The following is a 23,047-nucleotide window of genomic DNA, read 5'->3' as shown; positions in this document are numbered from 1 at the left end:
CCATGATGGCAGTACAGGCACAGGTCTCCCCGGTGATCACAGAGCGTCGCAACTCCATGATCGCCAAGACTTGTGCCTGCTCTGCTACCGAGATGGCGCCACCGCGCCTATCTGCGCGGCCTCTAAGTAAGTAACTGCCCTTTTTGTGCGCTATACTTGAATCATCTGGTCTGCATCTGGTCTGCATCTGGTGTAAGCAGCTCGACCGTGATCAGGGGCCCCGGCCCATCCCGCGCGCAGAGAGCAGGAGAAGCCCGTGAGTAAGTACGACCTTTCGGCGGCGCGGCGGCGCAGTACCGAGCTGGAGGAGCGGATCGCGGCCGACCCGGGGCAGCTGCGGGTGCTGACCGGGGACCGGCCGACCGGGCGGCTGCACCTGGGGCACTACTTCGGGACCCTGCGGGGCCGGGTACGGCTGCAGGACCTGGGCGTGGACACCTTCGTGATCGTGGCCGACTACCAGGTGCTCACCGACCGGGACGTCGCCGAACACCTCGGCGAGCACGTCGAGGAACTCGTACTCGACTACCTGGCCGCGGGCATCGACCCCGAGCGCTCCACGGTCTTCGCGCACAGCGCGCTGCCCGCCCTCAACCAGCTGCTGCTGCCCTTCCTGTCCCTGGTGTCGGTGGCGGAACTGCGCCGCAACCCGACCGTCAAGGACGAGATCGCGCACTCCCGGCAGGTCTCGGTGAGCGGGCTGATGTTCACCTATCCGGTGCACCAGGCCGCCGACATCCTCTTCTGCAAGGCCGGTGTGGTGCCCGTGGGCCAGGACCAGCTCCCGCACCTGGAGGTCACCCGCACCATCGCCCGCCGCTTCAACGAGCGCTACGCCGCCGGCCGGACGCCGGTCTTCCCCGAGCCCGAGGCGCTGCTGTCCGCCGCGCCGCTGCTGCTCGGCACCGACGGCACCAAGATGAGCAAGTCCCGGGGCAACGCGATCACCCTGTCGGCCACCGCCGACGAAACCGCCCGCCTCCTCAAGGGCGCCAAGACCGACGCGGTCCGCCGCATCACCTACGACCCGGACGCCCGACCCGAGGTCTCCAGCCTCCTGCTGCTCGCCGCGCTCTGCCAGGACCGGGACCCGCAGGAGCTCGCGGAGGAGATCGGCGACGGCGGCGCCGTCCAGCTGAAGAAGGTGGTCACCGAGGCCGTCAACGAACACCTGGCACCCCTGCGGGCCCGCCGTACGGAGCTCGCGGCCGACCGCGGCCACGTACGGGACGTCCTGCGACGGGGCAACGAGCGTGCGAACGCGGTCGCCGAAACCACCCTGGCCGAGGTCCGCGCCGCGATGGGGACCGTGTACTGATGCCGGGGCGCGGGAGCGGGCTCGGGCTCGGTTCCGGTGCCGCGTCCGGTGTCCGACGCGGTGTTCCGCAATGGCCGAGGCACACCTTCCGGGTCCGGGCGGTGCCCGTGGGCCTCGGCCTGCCCCCCCCGGGCCGCAGCCGGCCGGCCCGTCTGGCCACCTGCCTGGACCACCTGGTCGGCGTCATCGCAGGAGCTGAGGGTCAGGCCCCCGCCGTACCCGCCTTGCCCGCGCCACCGACCCCGTACCGGGACCGCAGCTCGGAGACCACGCCGAAGGCGGCGGCCGTCAGGGGCACGGCGAGCAGCATCCCGAGGATGCCCGCGACGCTCGCCCCGGCGGTGATCGCCAGCATGACCACCGCCGGATGCATCTGCACGGTCCGGCTCTGGATCATGGGCTGCAGCACGTGCCCCTCCAGCACCTGGACGGCCAGCACCACGCCCAGCGCCCACAGCCCGATCACCCAGCCCCGGTCGGCGAAGGCCACGAGCACCGCGACCGCGCCGGAGATGAAGGCGCCGAGGTACGGGATGTAGGCGCCGACGAACACCAGCGCGCCGAGCCCCACCGCCCCGGGCACGCGGAGCACCAGCAGGCCGATGGTGATGCAGACGGCGTCGATCGCGGCGATGAAGGTGGTGCCGCGCATGAACCCCTCGACGGCCTGGAACGCCCGGCGGGCCATGGCCTCCACGGTGTCGGCGCGGGCACCCGGCGCCATCGCGCGCAGGGCGCCGGCGGCGCGGTCGGAGTCGCGGAGGAAGAAGAAGATCAGGAGCAGGGCGAGGACGGCGGTGGCCATCATCTCGCCGACGACGCTGATCCCGCTGATCACCCCGGAGGCGGCCGTGCCGCCGAACTTGGCCAGGAGCTCCTTGGAGTTCACCGCGAGGTCCTCCAGCGAGGTCCCGGCGGCGCCGACGTGCTTGGCGAGGTCCGCGCCCGCCTGCTCAAGGCCGGAGATGATCTGGTCGCCGGTCTCGAGGAGCGCGCGCACCACCACGTACGTGGCCCCGCCGACCACCCCCACGACGGCCAGGCAGGTCAGTCCGGCGGCGACGGAGCGGTTCACCCCGATCCGGGTGAGCCGCCGGTGCAGGGGCCCCAGCAGGGCGGTACCGAGCAGGGCCAGCAGGACGGGTGTGATGGCCGTCTTGAAGGTGACGCACACCCAGACCCCGACGGCTGCCACGCCGACGACGAGCAGCAGGAGGATGCACCAGGCGAGCAACCGGCGGGCGGGCGGGGGAAGGAGTTCGGTCAACACCTCCGCATCCAAGCAGCCCCGGACCGGGCCCCGGCCGCGCCCCGCCGGGCAGCGGCGGCCGACCGCCGCTGCCCGTCCGGCGCTCCGGGGCGCTGCCCGTCCGGTACCGGGGGGTACCGGATGCGCGGCGCTTCAGCGGGCGCGGGTCCGGGGGCGGGTACTACGGGTTGACGATGACCTCGTCCACGGGGCTGGCCGCCATGAAGTGGGTGGTGTCGGCCGAGTAGCGGGCGTACCAGGAGCCGGTCCGGTCGGCGGTGAAGGCCTTGGTGAAGGTGCCGTCGGCGGTGGTCCTGGAGTCGCCCATGAGCTTCCAGGTGGTGGTTCCGGTGGGCCGGAAGTAGTACTGGACGCTCTGGTCGGGGAGGGGCTTCCAGGTGGGGTCGGCGTGGTTGAGGGTGCCGGTGACCGTGAGCGGCTGGCCCTTCTTGGCGGGCTCGGGGGCGGCGTCGAACCGCGGGATGGCCGTCATGGTGCGGGCGATCTTGACGGCGGGGGTGACGGCGCCGTGGATCGCCGGGGTGCCGGCGTACCGGAGCCGTACGTAGCCGGGGCCCGGGTAGGGCAGCGTCGTCTCGACCGTGGCCGCGGCGTTGGCGCCGGGCTGGGTGGCGACGTTGACGCTCTTGCGGGTGGTCCAGCCGGTCTTGCCGTCCGCCGAGGTCTCGACGTCCACCTTCAGCGCGGTGGTCCCGGCCGGGATCTCACCGCGCTCGAACTGGGCCTTCACGTTCACGGTCTTGTACTGGTCCACTGCGGCCCTGAAACCGGAGAGGAGGGTTCCGGCCGTGGTGTCCACCGCCACCTGCGGGCCGCTCCCGTACAGCCAGGGAGAGTCCTCGACGACCGTCCAGCTGGTGTCCGCACGGAACTGGGGGAACGCGGCGAAGCGGCCCGTGCTGTCCGTGCTGACCGTCTCCGATCCGACCTTGATCTTCATGCCCGCGGGTACCGGCTTGTACGTGCCGTCGGGAGTCTGCCAGTCGACGGTGCCGCCGACCTTGCCCCGCGTGCCGTAGGCGCCGGTCACCTTCGTGGCATCCCGGGTGATACGGGCCCTCCGGTGGGACACGGAGGGGTTCTCCGGGGAGGCCTTTGCCGTAGCGCCGTTCAGCTCGGCCGCGAGGTCGATGGCCACGTAGTACCACCCTTCGGCCCAGGCGTGCGGGCGAAGCGGCTCGGCACCGGAGAGCGTGACCTTGGACTCGAAGTGTCCCTGCGCGTCGGTGGTGACCGGCGTGGAGGCGGTGCCGATGAGGCGTGTGACCGTGCCGCCCGCGAAGGGCTTGCGAGAGCTGTCGCGGGGGTCGTGGATCTGCACGTCGCCCGAGACCACCGTGTCCAGCTGTGCCAACGACACCGAGTCCGAGGCCTTCACGTTCTCGAAGACCGGGCGCAGCTGGTACTTCAGGGCCGCTTTGTCCTGATGGAGGACGGTGTCGCCCTCGGTGCCGTCGTACTCCACGTCGAGGGTGTACTCCCCGAGGTCGGGGAGCTTCAGCGGCCCGGTGGAGAAGTACCGCGTCGTGGGGGGTATCGGGTCTTCGCAGGACGAAGTGCATTCCGGTTCCCTCGCGGAGAGGCCCGTGATGGTGGCGACCCGCGTGGTCGTGCCCTTTTTACGCACGTGCACCTTGAGGTCCGCGGGCGCGTCCCAGGTATTGAAGGAGAGGTTGACCTCCTCGTTGGCCACCTCCGCGTGGAACCCCTTCGGGAAGGGGTCCGCCGCCTGGGCGCCCGTGGGCACGGCCAGTACGCCCCCCATGGCGGTGGCCGCGCAGAGCACGGCGCTGATGCGCTTCTTCATGTGTCCCCCCAGGGATCTCTCCGTCGACCGGTCGCTGGACCGATCGGTGAAGAGACCGCTCACCCCGCCCGATGGTTGTACGGGTCCGGGGATCAGTCCTCGGGTTGGTCCGGCTTCGACTGCTCGAGGAGCACGAACCACGTGGACTTGCCCTCGCCGCGCGGGTCGACGCCCCAGTCGTGCGCGAGCATCTCCAGCAACAGGACGCCCCGCCCGCTCGACGCCATCTCGCCCGGGTGCCGTTTGTGCGGCAGCTCGTCGGAGCCGTCCGCCACCTCCACCCGCAGCCGGCGCGCGCCGAGCTCGCCGATCGCCTCGGCCGTCAGCAGCGCGTCCCCGTCCGTGTGGACCAGTACGTTCGTCACCATCTCGGAGACCATCAGCACCGCCGAGTCGACCTGCTCCGGGTCCGCCCAGTCGTGCAGCAGCTCCCGGATCTGCTGGCGGACGCCCGAGACGCGCTCCGGCTCCGCCTGGGCGACGGTCGTCAGGGTGCGCCGGGCCGGCCGGGCCGGATGCGGCAGCGGGGTCTCGCAGCCGCAGCCCGCGCCCTCGCGGCAGAGCAGCACGACGGCGATGTCGTCCTCGCGCCGGTCGGCCAGCGGGCCGGTGGTGTGGTGCGAGGACGGGCCGTGCACCGCCTGGACCAGCAGGTCGGCCAGCCGTTCCAGGTGGCGGGGCTCCGGGTCCTCGGCCTCGGGGGTCTGCGACTCCAGGATGGCCCGCAGCCGCGCCCAGCCCGTGTCGAGGTCGTGTCCGCCCGTCTCGATGAGCCCGTCGGTGCAGAGCATCATCGTCTCGCCGGGTTCCAGCGTGAACCGGGTCGTCGGGTAGTCGGTGTCCGGCACGATGCCGAGCGGCAGCCCGCCCGCGGTGGGCCGCATCAGGACCGTGCCGTCGGCCATCCGCACCGCCGGGTCGGGGTGCCCGGCGCGGGCCACCTCCAGCAGGCCGGTCTGCGGATCGCACTCCACGTACAGGCAGGTCGCGAAGCGCGGGCTCTGGAAATCGGAGTCCGCGTCGGAGTCCGCGTCGGATTCCGTGCCGGTGCCCTGCTCCGAGCACAGGCCCTCCAGGAACCGGGAGGCGCGCGAGAGCACCGCGTCGGGCCGGTGGCCCTCGGAGGCGTACGCGCGCACCGCGATCCGGAGCTGGCCCATGAGCCCGGCCGCCCGTACGTCGTGGCCCTGGACATCGCCGATGACCAGCGCGAACCGTCCCGATGGCAGTGGGATCATGTCGTACCAGTCCCCGCCGACCTGGAGCCCGCCGCCGGTCGGCACGTAGCGGGCGGCGATGGTCATCCCGGGGATCTCGGGGCCGAGCTGGGGCATCATCGAGCGCTGCAGGCCGGTGGTGAGCTCCCGCTCGGATTCGGCCACTCCGGCGCGCTGGAGCGCCTGCGCGAGCATCCGGGCCACCGTCGTCAGGACGGAGCGCTCGTCGGGGGAGAAGTACACCGGGTGCTTGAACGCGGCCATCCAGGCGCCCATGGTGCGTCCAGCGACGATCAGCGGCAGGAAGGCCCAGGAGATCCGGCCGAAGCGCTGGGCGAGCGGCCAGGTGGCCGGAAAGCGGCGCTTGTAGTCCTCCGGGCTGGGGAGGTAGATCGCCCGGCCGGTACGGACGACCTCCGCGGCCGGGTAGTCGGTCTGCAGCGGCATGTCCGCGAAGGGGCCCTCGTCCCCGGGGTCGTGCCCGTGGTGCCCGATGATCGACAGCCGGTCGCCGGAAACGCCGAAGACGGCCAGTCCGTCGGGGATGAACCCGGGCATGGAGAGCGAGGCCGCCACCCGCAGGACCTCGGCGGTGGAGCGGGCCTCGGCCAGCGCCCGCCCGGCGTCGAGCAGGAACGCCTCGCGCGAGCGGCGCCAGTCGCCGGTGATCGGGGTGTGCACGGCCGTGGTGCCGGGCTGGGCCTCGGCTATCTCCTGGATGGTGCCGATCAGCTCGTAGTCGACGCTGCCGTCCGCACTACGGTTCTCCAGCGGCTTCGAGCGGCTCCGCACGGTGCGCAGCACGCGCCCGTCCTCGTCCATGATCCTCAACCGGGCTTCGGCGAGGGTGCCCTCGGCCACGGCGAGGTTCACGATGCCGTTGATCTCGTTCCAGTCCACCGGATGGAAGCGCGAGCGCACGGCGACCTCGGGCAGTGCGACGGGCTCGGCGGGCAGCCCGAGCAACCGGGCGGCCTCGCTGTCGAGGGTGACCGTCCCGGAGGCGTTGTCCCATCGCCACAGACCGGTCGCGATGGCTGCCAGGACGTCCTCTGTGCGCACCTGGTCATCTTTACAGGTGATACGCCTGACGTGCCTGTTCGCCGCCCTCACCGGGCGTGCCCGCACGGTGTCCCGCCCGGACGGTAACCTTGGCACGGTTGAATCCACCCTGGTATCACGTAGAACTGGATGACTGATGCATCGGTACAGGTCCCACACGTGCGGCGAGCTCCGTGCCTCCGACGTCGCTTCCGACGTCCGGCTGAGCGGCTGGCTGCACAATCGTCGAGACCTGGGCGGCATCCTCTTCATCGATCTGCGTGACCACTACGGCATCACGCAGCTCGTCGCCCGTCCCGGCACCGCCGCGAACGAGGCGCTCAGCAGCGTCACCAAGGAGACCGTCGTCCGCATCGACGGCAAGGTCGTCTCCCGCGGAACGGACAACGTCAACCCCGAGCTCGCCACCGGCGACATCGAGGTCGAGGCCACCGCGGTCGAGGTGCTCGGCGCGGCCGCCCCGCTGCCCTTCACCATCAACACCGACGACGGGGTGAACGAGGAGCGGCGCCTGGAGTACCGCTTCCTCGACCTGCGCCGCGAGCGCATGCACCGCAACATCATGCTGCGCTCGGCCGTCATCGCCTCCATCCGCTCCAAGATGGTGGCCCTCGGCTTCAACGAGATGGCGACCCCGATCCTCACCGCGACCTCCCCCGAGGGCGCCCGTGACTTCGTCGTCCCGTCCCGGCTGAACCCGGGCAAGTTCTACGCGCTCCCGCAGGCGCCGCAGCAGTTCAAGCAGCTGCTGATGATCTCCGGCTTCGACCGGTACTTCCAGATCGCGCCCTGCTTCCGCGACGAGGACGCCCGCGCCGACCGTTCGCCGGGCGAGTTCTACCAGCTCGACGTCGAGATGTCCTTCGTCGAGCAGGAGGACGTCTTCCAGCCGATCGAGCGGCTGATGACGGAGATCTTCACCGAGTTCGGCAAGGGCCGCGAGGTCACCTCCCCGTTCCCGCGGATCCCGTTCCGCGAGTCGATGCTGAAGTACGGCAACGACAAGCCCGACCTGCGCTCCAAGCTGGAGCTCGTCGACATCACCGACGTGTTCGAGGGCTCGGAGTTCAAGGCGTTCGCCGGCAAGCACGTGCGCGCCCTGGCGGTCCCGGACACCGCGGGCCAGTCGCGCAAGTTCTTCGACGGCCTCGGCGAGTACGCGATCTCGCTGGGCGCCAAGGGCCTGGCCTGGGTCCGCGTGGGCGAGGACGGTGCGCTGACCGGCCCGATCGCCAAGTTCCTCACCGAGGAGAACGTCAAGGTCCTCACCGAGCGCCTCGGCCTGGCCGCCGGTCACGCCGTGTTCTTCGGCGCGGGAGAGTTCGACGAGGTCTCCAAGATCATGGCGGGCGTCCGCGTCGAGGCCTCCAAGCGCGCCGGACAGTTCGAGGAGGACGTCTTCCGGTTCTGCTGGATCGTCGACTTCCCGATGTACGAGCGGGACGAGGAGAGCGGCAAGATCGACTTCTCCCACAACCCGTTCTCCATGCCGCAGGGCGGCATGAAGGACCTGGAGGAGAAGGACCCGCTCGACATCCTGGCGTGGCAGTACGACATCGTCTGCAACGGCATCGAGCTGTCCTCCGGCGCCATCCGCAACCACGAGCCCGAGCTCATGCTGAAGGCCTTCGAGATCGCCGGTTACGAGGCCGAGACCGTCGAGCGCGAGTTCGCCGGCATGCTGCGTGCCTTCCGGCTCGGCGCCCCGCCGCACGGTGGCATCGCCCCGGGTGTGGACCGCATGGTCATGCTGCTCGCCGACGAGCCGAACATCCGCGAGACCATCGCCTTCCCGCTCAACGGCAACGCGCAGGACCTGATGATGGGCGCGCCCACCATCCTGGAGGAGACCCGCCTGCGCGAGCTGAACATCGCGCTGCGCAAGCCGGTGGAGACGAAGACCACCGAGCCGGTCGAGAAGGCCGTTAAGCCCCACCAGTAAGCCGTCTTACGCGGAAGGGCCCGGGATCCATTCGGATCCCGGGCCCTTCCGCGTCGTCTAGAACTTTTCCAGGAGGCCCTTCAGGAGGGCGACCGAGGCCAGTTCGGCCGGAGCGGGGCCGGCGTGGAAGAAGCCCGCGTTGCCGGCGTCCAGCTTGCGCAGGAAGTCGAAGGCCTTGGAGTCGTGCTCGCCGAAGGCGACGAACTGCCAGTGGATACCCGGGGCGGTGGTGGCCGCCTCGGTCAGGGCGGCCCTGGCCGGCTGCCGGTTGTCGGGGGCGCCGTCGGTCTGGAAGAGGACCAGGGCCGGGCCCTCGCCGCCGTCCTTCTGGTAGCGCTCCACGACGGCCTCCACGGCGGCGTGGTAGCTGGTGCGGCCCATCCGGCCGAGCTCCGCGTGACGGACCTCGACCCAGGCCTCGTCGTAGGCGTCGAGGGACAGGTCGGCGGCGCCGTCCAGCTCGGTGGAGAAGAACACCGTGCGGACGGTGGCCTCCTCGTCGAGGTGCGCGGCGAGCGCGAGGGCGTGGTCGGCGAGGTACTGGACGCTGCCGTCCTTGTAGAACGGGCGCATCGATCCCGACCGGTCGAGCACGAGGAACACGGTGGCGCGGGCGCCGGCCTTCCCCTTGGTGCGCAGGACCTGCCCGGCGGCCTTGTACGCGGCCGTGATCGCGGGCGCTTGCCGCTTCACCGCCGCGAGGGCGTGCGCGGGGGCGGCGACGGCGTCGGAGCCGGCCTCCTCCGGGGCCTCCAGCGCCTCCGGCGCTTCGGCTTCGGCCGCGACGGGCTCGGCTTCGGCTTCGGCCGCGACGGGCTCGGCCGCTACGGGCTCGGGCTCTGCGTCGGCTGCCACGGGCTCGGCCTCGGCGATGACCTGCTGCTCCGGCTCTGCGGCGACCGGCTCGGCTTCCGCTTCCGGTTCCGCGGCGACCGGAGTGGCCTCCGCTTCCGGCTCTGCGGCGACCGGAGTGGCCTCCGCTTCCGGTTCCGCGGTGACCGGTTCGGCCTCCGCTTCCGGGGTGGCTGCGTCGGCCTGCGGTTCGGCGGTGTCGGCGTCGGGCGCGGCTTCCGCCTCCGGCCGGGTCACGTCCGCCTCGGCGGTGACCGGCTCGGCCTTCGCCTGCGGTTCGGCTTCGGCCGCCACGGGCTCGGCCGTGAGGGTCTCCGGCTCCGCGGGGGTCTGCGGCGTTGCCTCGGCGGCCGGTTCGGCCACGGCTGCGACAGCGGTCGCCTCTTCGGCGGCCGGTTCCGCTTCGGTCTTGGCCGGCGCCTGCGGTGCGACCGGGGCCGCGGGGGCTCCCGATGAACCGCCGGTGGAGGACCGGCGGGCCTCCGGGACCGTGGGGTCCGCGTTGGGGGCCGGGGCCGGGGCGGTGAGTACGGTGCCAGGTTCGAGGTCCCGCGGAGTGGACTGCGGGGGAACCGTGGGGTTGTCGAAGGAGGCGGCGACCAGTTCGGCCGCCGCGTCCAGGGGAGTGCGTTCGGTCTGGCTCGGAAGGGCCGCCGAAGCGGCGCCGGTCGTCTCCGGAACCGCTTCAGAGGTCCGTCCGAATACCTTGCGCAACAAGCTCCGAATACCCATGGGCCAGGCCTTTCGCATGAGTGTGTGCGTCATTTGTCCGTGCTGCGCTGTAGATCCCTGCCCAGAGTGGACACGTAAGGTTATCGGCCCCTTGGCCGGAACTTCGGGAGGGGCACCTTTCGTGGCGTCCACTGTTCAAACGCACCCGTTCTGCCCCCGAACTGCCGCTCCGACGTGCCGGATTCACCGGGCGTTCATCCATCGGCCGCCGCTTCGGCGCAACCCGCCCATAGCGTCACCGACAGATTGTTCCGACACGTTGTCGGGGACCGTGCATCTACGGAGGACACTCGTGCGCAAGCTCCTGCCGCTCATCGGCACTTCTCACGGCGGCGGCCGTTCCGCTCTCACCTGCCGCTACCGGTGCGGTGACGCCTGCTTCCACGAGGTGCCGAACACCAGCGACAACGAGTACGTCGGCGACGTCATAGCCCGCGCCTACTCCCGCCGCGCGATGCTCCGCTCGGCCGCCGTCGTCACGGTCGCCACGGCCGCCGGTACCGCCCTCACGCTGAGCGGCAACGGCTCCTCCGCCACCGCGGATCCCACCGCCCCGGCGCAGCGCGCCGGCGGCGCCGGCGTCAACGCCGAAGGCGCCCGCGGCCTGCGCTTCAAGCCCGTCGCGCCGAACACCGCCGACCAGGTCTCCGTCCCCCAGGGGTACGAGCAGAACGTGGTCATCCGGTGGGGCGAGCCGATCGTCAAGGGCGCGCCGGGCTTCAACCCGGACAAGCAGACCGCAGCCGCCCAGGCCGGTCAGTTCGGGTACAACAACGACTTCCTGAGCCTTCTCCCGCTCGGCGGCGACTACGAGCGCCGACAGCTGCTCGTGGCCAACCACGAGTACACGGACGAGAACCTCATGTTCAAGGGCTACGACCCGGCCAACCCGACCCGCGAGCAGGTCGAGATCGCCTGGGCCGCGCACGGTCTGTCGGTGGTCGTGGTCCAGGAGGACCACCGCAGCGGCAAGCTGACCGCCGTCAACCGCCACCGGCTCAACCGCCGTCTGACCGCCACCAGCGAGTTCAGGCTGACCGGCCCGGCCGCCGGCTCCGATCTGGTGAAGACCTCCGTCGACGCCACTGGTACCAAGGCCCTCGGCACCCTCAACAACTGCGCCGGCGGCACCACCCCGTGGGGCACCACCCTCCACGGCGAGGAGAACTTCAACCAGTACTTCGGGAACGCCGGGCTGGTCACCGACCCCACCCGGAGCGCCCGCCTGAAGCGCTACGGCGTGACGTCCGGCGCCACCGAGCGCAAGTGGGAGCGGTTCGACAAGCGCTTCGACGTCGCGCAGGAGCCCAACGAGTCGCACCGCTTCGGCTGGGTCGTCGAGCTGGACCCGTACGACCCGGACTCCACCCCGCGCAAGCGCACCGCGCTCGGCCGCTTCAAGCACGAGGCCGCGCAGCCCCGCCTGACCGAGGACGGCCGCCCCGTCGTCTACATGGGCGACGACGAGCGCTTCGATTACTTCTACAAGTTCGTCTCGTCGAAGCAGATGAAGAAGGGCGACTCGCGCGCGGCGAAGGAGCACAACCTCACGCTGCTCGACGAGGGCACCCTCTACGTCGCCAAGCTCACCGGTGACTCCCCGGCCGCCGAGTTCGACGGTTCCGGCAAGCTCGCCTCCGACGGGGAGTTCGACGGCTCCGGCGCGTGGATCAAGATCCTCACCTCGTCCCCGTCCGGGAACGTCTCGCACGTCGAGGGCATGACCGCCGAAGAGGTGTCCGTCTTCACGCGCCTGGCCGGTGACAAGGTCGGCGCGACCAAGATGGACCGTCCCGAGGACGTCGAGCCGTCCCCGCGCACCGGCCGCGTCTACATCGCGCTGACGAACAACACCGACCGCGGCAAGGCCGGCAAGGAAGGCGCGACCGAGGCCAATCCGCGCAACCTGAACAAGCACGGCCAGATTCTGGAGCTCGCCGAGAACTTCGACGACCCGGCCGGGGACGGCTTCGCCTGGCGGCTCTTCCTGGTCGCGGGCGACCCGAACGACCCGTCGACCTACTTCGCGGGCTTCCCGAAGGACAAGGTCAGCCCGATCTCCTGCCCGGACAACGTCGCCTTCGACCCGCACGGCAATCTGTGGATCTCCACCGACGGCAACCAGCTCGGCTCGCACGACGGCCTGTTCGGCGTCGCGACCGCCGGTGAGCGCCGTGGTGAGCTGAAGCAGTTCCTGACCGTTCCGCGCGGTGCCGAGACCTGCGGTCCGATCATCCAGGACAAGCGCGTCCTGGTCGCCGTGCAGCACCCGGGCGAGATCGACGGCGCGTCCGTCGAGAAGCCGCAGTCGGTGTGGCCCGACGGTCCCGGCAAGATCGTCCGTCCGTCGGTCGTATCGGTCTGGCGCAAGGACGGCAAGAACATCGGCGTCTGATCCGCCTGCGGACCAGGTCGAGTTGATCTCGCGGCGCGGCCGATGCTTGTCGATGTTTCACGTGAAACATCGGGCCGCTCCGCTCAACTTCCTTCAAGCAGGCGCCCGACCGGCAGCAGGAGCGTGGTCACCGCGCCGCCGTCGGGGGCGTTGGAGAAGCTCAGCTCGATCTCCAGCACCGCCGCCTGTCCGGCCACGATGGTGAGGCCGAGTCCGTGGCCCCGTCCGCGTCCCGGATCCCCGGTGCGAAAGCGCCGCGGGCCCTGCTCGATCAGCTCGGCCGGATAGCCGGGCCCGTGGTCGCGTACGGTCACCAGCGGGCCGGTGACGGTCACTTCGATCGGCGGCCCCCCGTGCTTGTGGGCGTTGACCAGCAGGTTGGCCAGGATCCGGTCCAGTCGGCGCCGGTCGGTGAGCACCACCGCGTCCCGCTCGATCCGTACCGCGACGGGCAGCCGGGTGCTCGCCGCGGCCCGCTCCACGGCCCGGCCGAGCTCCACCCGGGCCAGGTCGGCCCGTTCGACGCCCGAGTCCAGCCGGGAGACCTCCAGCAGGTCCTCGGTGAGCAGGTGCAGGGCCTTGAGCCGGTCGTTGATCATCTCCTTGGGCCGGCCCTCGGGCAGCAGCGCGGCCGCGGCCAGGGACCCCGTCAGCGGGGTGCGCAGCTCGTGCGCCACGTCCGCGGTGAACCGCTTCTCCGCCTCCAGCCGGCCCTGGAGCGAGGCGGCCATGGAATCGAGGGCCTGCGCCACGTCCCGTACCTCGTCGCGGGCGCGCGGGCGCGGCCCCTCCCCGTCGGCCGGGAATCCCACGCGCGCATCGAGGTCCCCGGCGCTGATCCGGCGGGCCACGGCAGCAGTGGTGGCGAGCCGGCGGCTGATGCGGTTGGCGAGGAAGAGGCCGGCGAGGGCCACCAGCCCGGCGGCGAGGACGGCGGAGACCAGGATGGCGGCGTCGGTCTCCCGGAGCCGCGTGCGGGTGCTCTCGTAGGGAATCCAGACGGCCAGGGCCTTGCCGTCGGCAGGGCCGGCCGCCCACATGACGGGTTTGCCGCCCTGCTCGCCGATCATGCTGCCGGTCAGCCCGCGCGTGACCAGCTCGCGCAGCGGGGCCGGGAGGCCGGGCGGGTCGAGGGCGCTGTTCCCGTCGCCGCGGGCGGTGCCGTACTCGTACTCGCTCAGGGCGTAGTCCAGCTCCCTGTCCAGGTCCTTGCGGACCTCACCGGCGAGCTGGTGGGCGACCACGTTGTGCACGAGGATGCCGAGCACGGCCGCGACCGCGCAGCACACGGCGGTGGTGGTCATGGCGATCTTCCAGCGCAGGCTGCTCGTCCGACGCATCGCGGGCCCGCCCTCCTCAGCCCGTGCCCGAGGGCGTGACCGAGGCCGTGACCGGGGCCGGGCACGGGCCGGCGTCGTCCGGGGCGCCCGGGCAGTCGTCGAGGGTGAGCTGGGAGAGGTTCAGGATCCCGGCCTCCGGGTCCCAGATGTAGTCGGAGATGGAGACCTTCTCCGGGTTCGAGGTCGGCTCGCGGACCGCCAGGTGCTCGGCGGCCACCTCCACGCCTTGCAGTACGGCGCGCCGGGACAGGATGCGGGTGATCGTCCCGTCTTCCTGGACGGTGTAGACGCGCAGTTCGCTGAGCCGGCCGTCGATGTCCAGGGCGGTGATCAGTTCGTCCCTGCCGTTGCCCGTCACATCGGCCAGGACGGCGGGCCGCACGGGGCAGTCGGGACCGCCGTCCACAGCCTGTGTGCAGAGCGCGAGCCGCTGGATCGCCCGGGGGTCGACGAGGCGGCCGGTGCCGGCGTCCGCGGCGGTGGCGGCGGTGATGTCGGCCCGTACGACGTCCACGGCGTTCACGCCCCGCATGGACAGGTCGGGGACCTTGGCGAGACCCGGGACGGCGGTGGCCGCGCCGGGCTGCTGGCCGGGGGCCGGGGGGTCGGGGCGGATGTCCTTCCACAGGCTGCGGGGGGCGTGCACCGTGCCGAGGTCGCCGTCGTCGCGCAGGCCCTCCACGTCGGCGCAGCCGGCGGCTGCCGACAGGGCCGTCGTGAGGAGGATGGCCCGGCCGTGCCGGAGGAAGGGCCTCATGTCCTGATGCTCCCCTGCCGGGAGCGGGGCGGCCCGGGGGCGGGGCCATTGGGGGGACGGCGCGGCGCCGTCGCCGGGGCCGGGAGGCCGCCGCGAGGTGGGCCTACGGGGAGTCGCGGGCCGGGTCCGCGATGGCCCGGGCTGCCGCCAGTTCCTGGCGGACCGGGGACAGGACGGAGGTTTCGTCCGGCGTGAGGGGTGCGGTGGGGTGCAGTTGGGTGGGGGTGTGGGCTTGGCGGACGCCGTGGGCCAGGGTCCGCAGGTCTTCGGCGATCGCCGCGACCTCCGCGGCGCCCGGGGGCTCCGCGCCGTGGTTGACCCGGACCCGCGCGGCCGTCGTCGCGTCGACGATCCGCTCGACGGCGACGACCAGCGGCCACCACGCGGCGGCCCGCTCCCCGGTCGGCGGCGGCTCGGTCAGTGCCCGCTGGAACTCGCTGCGCACGCCCGACAGCTCCCGGTAGATGCGGCGGCGGGCCTGGAGGCGGGCGGTGCGGGCCGCTCGTAGGCCGGCCTCGGTGTCGGGATGGCCGCCGAAGGCCCGCTCCACGTACAGGGCGGCGTCGTCCACCGTGTCGGCGAGCCGGTCGCCGATCCGGGTGTGCCAGCTTTCGGGCCACAGCAGGTAGCCCGCGACCAGGGTGATGGCGCAACCGATGATGCTGTCCAGCAGCCGGGGCCGGATCAGGTCGAAGCCCTGGTGGTTGAGCAGGTCCGAGAGCAGCAGGATCACCGGCGTGATCGCCGCGGTCTGGAAGGCGTACCCCCGCACGGAGAAGGCCGGGATCAGCGCCGCGAGGACCACCATCACGGGTACGTCCCACCAGCCGCGCGGCACCTCCGCGAGTACGGCGGCCGCGATGACCAGCCCGGCGGCGGTGCCCAGTGCGCGCAGGACGGCCCGGGAGAACACCGAGCCGAAGTCGGGCTTGAGGACGAAGGTGACCGTCAGCGCCACCCAGTAGGAGCGCTCGATCTCCACCACGGACACCAGCGCCTGCGCCAGCCCGATGCACAGCGCGAGCCGCAGCCCGTAGCGCCAGGAGGCCTCCGAGAACATCATGTCGCGCACCGCCCGGCGGGTCCGGACCCCCAGCGCGGCGGGCCGGCCGAGCCGGTCGTCGACGTTGTACGGGTCGGGCTCGGCCAGCAGCACGATGGTCGCCGCGTGCCGCAGGGCGGCGTCGACGGCCCGCTCGGACTGGCTGCCCGGCTCGGGCAGGTCCAGTACGGGCGTTCCGGTGCGGCCCTCCTCGACGGCTGCGGCGAGTTCCCGAACGGCCGCCGGGATCTCGGGGGACAGCGGTCTGCGGCGCAGGTGCGCGGCGGGCGCGGTCTCGACCAGCGGGATCAGTACGTTCAGCTGGGCCAGCATCCGCACCAGCGAGGGACTGCGCCCGTGCACCCGGGCCCGGCGGCCCAGTACGAGGTCGTAGGCCTGGTTCAGGGCCTGGGTGACCTGGTGGCGGCGCTCGTCGTACGCGGGACCCGGACCGCCCGCGGCCTCCAGGCAGTCGGCCAGGGCCCGGTAGGCGCCGGCGACGGCGGAGCGTTCCGGCTGCCGGCCGCGCAGCGGCCAGCCCAGCAGGGACAGCGCCAGCACGAACAGCCCGCCCGCGCTCAGCAGCAGCGGAGCCGCCCACCAGGGCTGGGGCATCGGCAGGCCGGCGCCGACCACGGAGTACAGCAGGAGCATCAGGCCGGAGACGGAGGCGACGGTGCCGATCGAGGAGATCATCCCGGAGACCAGGGCGATCAGGGTGAGGACGCCGACGGCGAGCCAGCCGCGATCGAAGACCAGGGTGCCCAGCAGGACGCCGACGGCCCCGAAGAACTGGGGCACGGCGATGTTCAGGATGCGCATCCGGTAGGCGTCGGCGGTGTCGCCGATGACCCCGGACAGGGCGCCCATGGAGACGAGCGCGCCGAACTCGGGCTCGTCGAGGGCGAAGCCGACGGCCAGCGGGACGGCCATCGCGATGCCCGCGCGCAGGACGGCGGCCCAGGGGATCGGCGCGGTGCTCGGCCGCAGCCCCTTCAGCAGCCAGCCGGGCGGGGCCGGCGCACGCGATCGTCCCCGGTCCGGGCGGGAGGGCCCGGACGGTATGCCTTCGGTGCGTTCGGTGCTCATTCCCGCTTCCGTGCTGTCGCTCGCGAATCGGTTCTTCGGGGTTGTTCCGCTGATTTGCGCGCCTATGCGTACGGTTCAGAGCTTATGGGGTGCGGCGCAGCCGGCCCATCAGCCAGGCGGCCAGTGCGGCGGCCAGTCCGACGGCCAGGACCACCCAGGTGGTGGTCCGCAGGAACGCGGTGAGCGCGTCGTACACCGCTTCGGCGGCCGCCCGGTCGATGTCGGCCGGCAGGTCGTCCAGCGTGAGGCGGCGGCACAGGACCAGGGCCGCCCACAGCAGGACGGCTCCGGCGGCCAGCCCCAGCCCGGTGGCCAGGACGGCCAGGCGGCGCCGGACGGCCACGGCGATGGCCGCGGCGGCGAGCACCACGGTGAGGACGGGGAGCCAGACCCCGGCGATCTGCAGCATGCGGAAGCCCTTCCGGAGTGCGCCGAGGTTGTCGTACTCCATGACCTTCACCGACAGCCGGGTCTCCGGGATGCGGTCGGCGAACGGCACCCCGTTCTCGACGAGATCGCCCTTGACCCGGGCGATCACGGGCGCGAGGTCGATGCTCACGGCGTTGCCGTCACCGGTGGTGAGTGCCTGGAGGAAGGCGCCGTGGGCGGCCCGGTTCGCGGCGTCCCAGGCGGTGCGGTAGGCCGGGGTGCCGACGAACGACTGCAGGGCCTCGCCGAGCAGGGTGTCGACCCCGCCCTGGAAGGGGCCGGCGTCGATCTGCCCGGAGAGGGCCCGGCCGGCCTGGGTGACGACGAGGTTCTGCACGGCGGGATCCGATGCGAGCGGGGACATGGCCGCGGTGTAGCGGTCGGCGCTGCCGAGCTCGTGGTCGGCCCAGTACGCGACTGCGCTCGCGGGCACCAGCAGGGCCACGAGCACGATGAGTACCGCCGAGAGGAAGGTCCGCACGTCACCAGCGAAATGCGGCCGGGCGCGCCGCGCGAGCCGGGTTGCTGCGGCCGGGTGGTGCGGGTCGGTCGTGGCGGTGCCTGCCCGAAGTGTTCTGGACGTTCAATGTCCGGGTTATGAAGACGGGCGAGGGCGTCGAGTGGGCCCCGCCCAGCGGCCTCAACCTGTCCTGGAGCGGTGACGGCCGGGCGGTCTCGGCGGCCCGGCCGGCGGCCTCGCACGAGCGGCGCCGGGCGCTGGCCGCCCAGAACCTCGACGAGATCCGGCGGCAGGCCGACGCCCGGGCAACCCCGTGGGGCAACTGACCCAGGAGCTTGGAATGACGAGCAGCACCACCAACCCGGCAGGTGCTCCGGTTGCCGGTCGGGGGCCGCGGGTGTGCCCTGGATGATGGGAGAGAGGAGTCCGTCATGGCACATGCGGCACCCACCGCCCCCCGGAGGCACCGCCAGACGGTGTCCGGCACGGAGGCTCACACGAGCAGGTCAGCCCTGGTGCGACCGCTGCTCATGGGACTGGTCTACGGCGTCTACGCCGCCTTCATGAAGCGTCAGATGGGGCCCGTCGACGCGGGCAACGTCTTCTACGGGATCCTGTGCGGCGCGATCTTCGCCGCCTGCCTGGTGGCCCTGGCCCGGATCGGCCCCCGGCTGGCGCAGGAGCCGCACGCGGCGGCGTACGCGGTCTTCGCGGGAATCTCCTTCGGCTACCTGTACAGCCTGGCCGGCGAATCCATCCTCAAGAGCTCGGGCCTGGGCCTGCTGGTCGGCGCGGGCGTAGGAGTAGCGGCCTTCTACCGCTACCACATGCGCGCCGCCTAGCGGCCGCTCGCTTACGCCGGAGCCCCGGCCACCCGCCGCGTGCGGGGGCCGGGGCTCCGGCGTCCAGCCTGGGGACAACTCGTCGGAGCGGTGCTTTCGGCTGGGCAAATAGGGACAAAAGACCGAGCTGTGCGGGTGGGTCGGTGGACGAGACTGGTGGAGGCGCCGGTTCCCGTGCCCGTGGTCGAACCTCACGTGACCACTCTCCGTTGCCGAGGGCGCGGGAACCGGTGCTTCCTCATGTCGCGATGCGTACGCGAAGCCCGCGTGGTGCGTGCGCTGCGCCATGCCTTCGCGAAGTCGTACGAGAAGTCCTACGCGGCCGTGTCGTCTCCGGCCGGGGCCTCGGGGGTGGTCTGGGCGGTCTTGGCGGACTCCGGTTCCGGCTTGCGTACGGGTGGGGCCGGCGGGGAGAAGCGGGCGGCCTCGGCGCGGAGCATGGCGTTCAGGGCCAGGTACGGGTCGAAGGACATGGCGGAACCTCACGGTGTTTCGGGGGTGTGGGGGGACGCGTGCCAGGGGCGGGCACCCGGTGTGCCGGGCGCCGGCCGTGCCGGGCGCGCGGTGCTGCTGCTCGGCCTCTCGGCCCGGTCAGCAGCGCAGGACCACACCCCGTACCGCCCGCAGGGACGCCGTCGGCGCGCCCGCTCCCGCCGCCTGCTGGTCCGGCTCCACGGGCCCGGACCGGGGAGGTTTCACGTGAAACACCGGCCGCTGCAGCCCCCGTACGCCGGGAACCGCGCGCGCGGGGACCCGTACCGCCACCCGTACCTCGGGATCGCCGACCGGATCTGCCGGCGCCTCGGTGGGCTCGGCCGGAGCGCTGGGGGCGGAGCGGGGCCCTTCGGCCGTCGCGGTGGACGGCCCGGCCCCGCCGACGCCGAACAGGCACAGCAGCATGACGCAGAGCACCGTCAGGGCCGCCCTCAGGGCCCTGTCCGGTGCCGTCCGCGCACGCAGTGTCCCGCTCATGCGGAGGGTGTGCCCCGCCATGCGGGCCAACTCCCGGACGGGAGCGCAGCGTCCCCCGACCGGGGGACGAAGACACCCCCCACGGCTGACAGGTGGCCGCAGGGGGTGTCCGCTGACCCGGGGGCCGCCCCGGGGTCAGCGGGGGGTGCGGCGGTGGCCCGTGAGGCGGGCCAGGACGGCGGTTTCGCCGCTGGTCAGCCGTAGTTGGGCCCGGCCGGACGGCCCGCCCCGTCCGGAGATCCCGGCGGGGGAGACCCGGGACACGGTGAACACGGCCGTACGCCGGTCGGCGCGCGGGACCTCGATCGTCTGCCCGCGCCGGAGTTCGCCGAGCCGGGGAATGTCCCCGGAGACCACCGCGGTGCCGGCCGCGCCCGGGGCCGGGCCCGCGGAGTCCCAGACCGCGCTGTCCGGGACGGGCGGCTTGGCGTCGGCGGCGCCGGGCCCGCCGTCCGCCGTGCTCGGCCCCTGGGGCCAGGCATCCCCGCCGGGCGGGGTGCCGCCCGTCAGCGGTACGTCCATTTCCAGGCCGGGGATGACGAGGCGCAGCGGCACTGCCGCGGGCAGGGCCGTGGTTCCCGACCGTCCGGGCCGCCGGGAGTCCTTGCCGGCGGTGTGCCCGCCGGAGTGCTCCAACTGGCGGGCCAGCCGGCGGGGGCCGGACAGCCCCAGCACCCGTGAGGGCAAGGCGTCGCCCGCGCTCGGGGCGGCCGGCCGGCCGCCTTCGGTGCTGCGCAACACCCCTAGGCCGGTGCACAGCAGAGCCACCGTCAGTACGCCGACCACCCACTTGGCGCGGGGCATGGGAATCCCTCCTGGTCCGGCTCGGGCGGCCGGTCCCGAGAGCAGTGGACCCTCCGCCGCCCCCCGCTGGGGTGCGTAACACGGCGAACTGACGGCAAGTCATTCCCATCTCACCCTCCCTCGGCTACGTCTTCGCAGCTGGAGGCGGGTGGGGCGCGGGCGGACCAGGAGTGGGGGCCGTACGCCCGAACGGGTGAGAACGGCAGGGGCGGACCTTGGGCGTGTCAGCGCGTCGGAGCGGCCGCCGAGGTCCGGTGACGGTCGCCGAGGCCCGGGCCTCGCTCAGCCACCGAGGCCCGGGCCTCGCTCAGCCGCTTCCGCTCAGCCGCTTCCGCTCAGCCGCTTCCGCTCAGCCGCTCCGCTCAGGCCGCCGCGGCCCTGCGGTAGCGGACCTCGGGCACCGGGAAGCCGTCCACCTCGTCGACGAGGACACCGCCGTCGGGACGGAACCCGGCACGCTCGTAGAAGCGGCGCGCCCGGGCATTGCCCTCGAGCACCCACAGCCGGATCGCGGGATGGGGCGCGCGGCGCAGCACCTCGGTCAGCAGGGCGCGGCCGACACCGGTACCGATCACGTCGGGCCGCGCGTACAGGGCGTACAGCTCCCCCTCGCCCGGCTCCGCATCCTGCGCCGGGCCGTAGGCGGCCCACCCGACGACCGCGCCGTCGGGGCCCTCGGCCACGAGGTTGGTCACGGTGCTGGACGGATCGGCGAAGGCCGCGCGCCGCCGCTCGGCGTACTCGGTGGCGCTGAGGCCGTCCAGGTGCGACTGCGGCATCAGCCCGGCGTAGGCGTAGCGCCAGCCGCTCACGCGTACGGCGGAGACGGCCTCGATGTCGGGCTCGGTCATCTCGCGTACGCGGTGAGGGGGTTCAGGCGTGCCGGTGGCGTCCATGCGGGGAGTCTGCCAGCGCGGGCCGTCGTCCGGCACCGGGATTAATCCGGCACCGGGGCTGGTCCGGCACCGGGATTGGTCCGGCACCGGGGTTGGTCCAGCACCGGGATCTCAGGGCCGGCCGGCACCGTCCAGCCAGGGCCGGCGCCCCGGTCCGGTCGGGTGGGTGCCGGTGACGCCCATGACCGCCGAGTAGAGGCTGGTCTCGGCGGTGATGAAGATGCGGTTGCGCTTGGCCCCGCCCCAGGCGATGTTGGAGACCGCCTCGGGGACGTCGAGCCGCCCGATCAGGGTGCCGTCGGGGTCGTAGCAGTGCACTCCGTCGCTCATCGCGGCGGCCCAGAGCCGGCCGCCGTCGTCGAAGCGGAGGTTGTCGAAGCGGGCCCCGGGGCGGGCCGCGGCCTCTGTGAACACCTTGCCGTCCGACAGGGTGCCGTCCTCGCGCACGTCGAAGACCCGGATGCAGCCGCCCCGGGTGTCGGAGACGAAGAGCTGCTGCTCGTCGGGGGAGAAGACGAGGCCGTTCGGGGCCTCGAAGCAGTCGGCGACCAGGCGTACTTCACCGGTGTGGGGATCGATGCGGTAGACGTTGTTGGAGCCGATCTCGCTCTCGGCGATGTAGCCCTCGTAGTCGCTGGTGATGCCGAAGTCCGGGTCGGAGAACCAGATCGAGCCGTCGGACTTGACCGCGGCGTCGTTCGGGCTGTTCAGGCGCTTGCCCTGCCAGCGGTCGGCCAGCACCGTGATCGTGCCGTTGTGCTCGGTCCGTGTCACCCGGCGGTTGCCCTGCTCACAGGTGACCAACCGGCCTTGCGCGTCGAGGGTGTTGCCGTTCGTGTGGCCGGCGCCGCGCCGGAACACGGCGACGGTCCCCGTCTCCTCGTCCCACCGCAGCATCCGGTCGTTGGGGATGTCGCTCCAGACCAACTGCCGCCACGCGGGTACGTACACGGGTCCCTCGGCCCAGCGGCAGCCGGTGTGCAGGACCTCCAGCGCGTCGTCCCCGTTCATGCACCGTCCGGTGCGGAACCGGTCGTCGAACATCTCGTACATGAGATTCCCCCTCATCCCCCTGAGCCGAATCTCCTTCGGCCCAGGGGTAACACTGCAAGATCTGATACAGCTCCCACAATATATTTCCGAAGATAGAGTTGTGGATCACACCCTATGTGCGCGGTACCTCCGCATCACCGCCGCAGGCCCCTCAACGCCGTGTTCAGCTCCAGGACGTTGACGCGCGGCTCGCCCATGAACCCGAGGGTGCGGCCCTCGGTGTGGGCCTTCACCAGCTTGGCGACCTCCGCCACCGGGAGCCCGTTGCGCTGAGCCACGCGGGCCGTCTGGAGTTCGGCGTAGGCCGGGGAGATGGCCGGGTCCAGGCCGGAGCCGGAGGAGGTGACCGCGTCCGCCGGGATCTGGGAGAGCCGCGGGGCGTAGCCCGGGACGGTGTTGTCGAGCAGGATCCTGGCCTGCGCCTCCCGCACCGACTTCAGCAGTTCCGGGCTGTCCGCCGCCTTGTTGGTGGCGCCGGAGACCAGCAGCTCGTACTGGCCGTTGACGGTGTTCTTGCCGAGTCCCGCCGCCGGGCGGCCCTGGAACCAGCGCAGGTCGTCCCCGTACGACTGGCCGATCAGGGAGGAGCCGACGACCTTGCCGCTCGCGTCCTTGACCTCGGAGCCGTCGGCCTTGTGGCCGAAGGCGGCCTGGGCGATGCCGGTGATAGCGAGCGGGTAGAGGACCCCGCACAGCACGGTGAGGACGAGGAGGGCGCGGAGCCCGGCACCGAGCAGGCGGGCGGTGTTGCCTACGGAGTTGTTCATG

General features: G+C 72.3%; 19 protein-coding genes. 5 read left to right on the top strand and 14 right to left on the bottom strand.

Translation table 11 applies throughout. The features are described from left to right. The first annotated feature begins 256 nt into the window (after window positions 1-256). Complete coding sequence (gene trpS, locus OTB20_RS24950; protein WP_267820804.1) at window positions 257-1,318, top strand: tryptophan--tRNA ligase; 1,062 nt, start codon at window positions 257-259, stop codon at window positions 1,316-1,318. Between the two features lie 202 nt (window positions 1,319-1,520). On the opposite strand, the gene OTB20_RS24945 is transcribed toward trpS, so the two are convergent. The 3 genes from OTB20_RS24945 to OTB20_RS24935 all read right to left on the bottom strand — a co-directional run bounded on the left by OTB20_RS24945 (window position 1,521) and on the right by OTB20_RS24935 (window position 6,674). Next, the gene (locus OTB20_RS24945) at window positions 1,521-2,588 is read right to left on the bottom strand and encodes an AI-2E family transporter (protein WP_267820802.1); all 1,068 of its coding nucleotides are present in this window, start codon (window positions 2,586-2,588) and stop codon (window positions 1,521-1,523) included. A 160-nt stretch (window positions 2,589-2,748) separates the two neighbouring features. Beyond that, window positions 2,749-4,395 (bottom strand): hypothetical protein, encoded by a 1,647-nt coding sequence (locus OTB20_RS24940; protein ID WP_267820800.1) that lies wholly within the window; start codon window positions 4,393-4,395, stop codon window positions 2,749-2,751. 92 nt (window positions 4,396-4,487) lie between these two features. Next, window positions 4,488-6,674, bottom strand: coding sequence for a SpoIIE family protein phosphatase (locus OTB20_RS24935; protein WP_267820798.1), 2,187 nt, complete (start codon window positions 6,672-6,674; stop codon window positions 4,488-4,490). A 136-nt stretch (window positions 6,675-6,810) separates the two neighbouring features. On the opposite strand from OTB20_RS24935, the gene aspS reads away from it, so the two are divergent. Continuing rightward, on the top strand, window positions 6,811-8,616 hold the full coding sequence (aspS, locus tag OTB20_RS24930; RefSeq protein ID WP_267820795.1) for an aspartate--tRNA ligase: 1,806 nt from the start codon (window positions 6,811-6,813) through the stop codon (window positions 8,614-8,616). A gap of 57 nt (window positions 8,617-8,673) precedes the next feature. Here the strand turns inward: aspS and OTB20_RS24925 are convergent, their stop codons facing one another. Next, a complete protein-coding gene (locus tag OTB20_RS24925; RefSeq protein WP_267820793.1) occupies window positions 8,674-10,182 on the bottom strand; it encodes a VWA domain-containing protein in 1,509 nt (502 codons plus the stop codon). Window positions 10,183-10,492: 310 nt separating this feature from the next. Here OTB20_RS24925 and OTB20_RS24920 point away from each other — a divergent pair, with 310 nt between their 5' ends. Then, a complete protein-coding gene (locus OTB20_RS24920; RefSeq protein WP_267820791.1) occupies window positions 10,493-12,595 on the top strand; it encodes a PhoX family protein in 2,103 nt (700 codons plus the stop codon). An 83-nt stretch (window positions 12,596-12,678) separates the two neighbouring features. On the opposite strand, the gene OTB20_RS24915 is transcribed toward OTB20_RS24920, so the two are convergent. The 4 genes from OTB20_RS24915 to OTB20_RS24900 form a co-directional block, all read right to left on the bottom strand. Continuing rightward, window positions 12,679-13,935, bottom strand: coding sequence for a sensor histidine kinase (locus OTB20_RS24915; protein WP_267820789.1), 1,257 nt, complete (start codon window positions 13,933-13,935; stop codon window positions 12,679-12,681). Window positions 13,936-13,951: 16 nt separating this feature from the next. After that, a complete protein-coding gene (locus tag OTB20_RS24910; protein ID WP_267820787.1) occupies window positions 13,952-14,692 on the bottom strand; it encodes a hypothetical protein in 741 nt (246 codons plus the stop codon). 103 nt (window positions 14,693-14,795) lie between these two features. Further along, complete coding sequence (locus tag OTB20_RS24905) at window positions 14,796-16,823, bottom strand: FUSC family protein (RefSeq protein ID WP_267820785.1); 2,028 nt, start codon at window positions 16,821-16,823, stop codon at window positions 14,796-14,798. Between the two features lie 82 nt (window positions 16,824-16,905). Beyond that, the gene (locus OTB20_RS24900) at window positions 16,906-17,733 is read right to left on the bottom strand and encodes a hypothetical protein (RefSeq protein WP_267820783.1); all 828 of its coding nucleotides are present in this window, start codon (window positions 17,731-17,733) and stop codon (window positions 16,906-16,908) included. Between the two features lie 116 nt (window positions 17,734-17,849). On the opposite strand from OTB20_RS24900, the gene OTB20_RS24895 reads away from it, so the two are divergent. After that, window positions 17,850-18,038, top strand: coding sequence for a hypothetical protein (locus OTB20_RS24895; RefSeq protein WP_267820781.1), 189 nt, complete (start codon window positions 17,850-17,852; stop codon window positions 18,036-18,038). A gap of 105 nt (window positions 18,039-18,143) precedes the next feature. Next, window positions 18,144-18,554 carry a hypothetical protein gene (locus OTB20_RS24890; RefSeq protein WP_267820779.1) on the top strand — a complete coding sequence of 137 codons (411 nt, stop codon included), beginning with the start codon at window positions 18,144-18,146 and terminating at the stop codon, window positions 18,552-18,554. A 314-nt stretch (window positions 18,555-18,868) separates the two neighbouring features. On the opposite strand, the gene OTB20_RS24885 is transcribed toward OTB20_RS24890, so the two are convergent. The 6 genes from OTB20_RS24885 to kdpC form a co-directional block, all read right to left on the bottom strand. Further along, window positions 18,869-19,027 carry a hypothetical protein gene (locus tag OTB20_RS24885; protein ID WP_267820777.1) on the bottom strand — a complete coding sequence of 53 codons (159 nt, stop codon included), beginning with the start codon at window positions 19,025-19,027 and terminating at the stop codon, window positions 18,869-18,871. A gap of 118 nt (window positions 19,028-19,145) precedes the next feature. Next, on the bottom strand, window positions 19,146-19,526 hold the full coding sequence (locus tag OTB20_RS24880; protein WP_267820775.1) for a hypothetical protein: 381 nt from the start codon (window positions 19,524-19,526) through the stop codon (window positions 19,146-19,148). Between the two features lie 135 nt (window positions 19,527-19,661). After that, complete coding sequence (locus tag OTB20_RS24875; protein ID WP_267820774.1) at window positions 19,662-20,330, bottom strand: class F sortase; 669 nt, start codon at window positions 20,328-20,330, stop codon at window positions 19,662-19,664. Between the two features lie 362 nt (window positions 20,331-20,692). Continuing rightward, window positions 20,693-21,226, bottom strand: a complete 534-nt coding sequence (locus OTB20_RS24870) for a GNAT family N-acetyltransferase (protein WP_267820772.1) — start codon at window positions 21,224-21,226, stop codon at window positions 20,693-20,695. 111 nt (window positions 21,227-21,337) lie between these two features. Next, window positions 21,338-22,279 carry an SMP-30/gluconolactonase/LRE family protein gene (locus OTB20_RS24865; RefSeq protein ID WP_267820770.1) on the bottom strand — a complete coding sequence of 314 codons (942 nt, stop codon included), beginning with the start codon at window positions 22,277-22,279 and terminating at the stop codon, window positions 21,338-21,340. 134 nt (window positions 22,280-22,413) lie between these two features. Continuing rightward, window positions 22,414-23,046, bottom strand: a complete 633-nt coding sequence (kdpC, locus tag OTB20_RS24860) for a K(+)-transporting ATPase subunit C (RefSeq protein WP_267820768.1) — start codon at window positions 23,044-23,046, stop codon at window positions 22,414-22,416. Window position 23,047: the final 1 nt, after the last annotated feature.

The organism is Streptomyces sp. H27-H1, from assembly GCF_026627445.1.
Lineage (GTDB): Bacteria > Actinomycetota > Actinomycetes > Streptomycetales > Streptomycetaceae > Streptomyces.
Note: the sequence above shows the minus strand (reverse complement) of the source record. Positions and strands in the feature narration are given on the sequence as shown.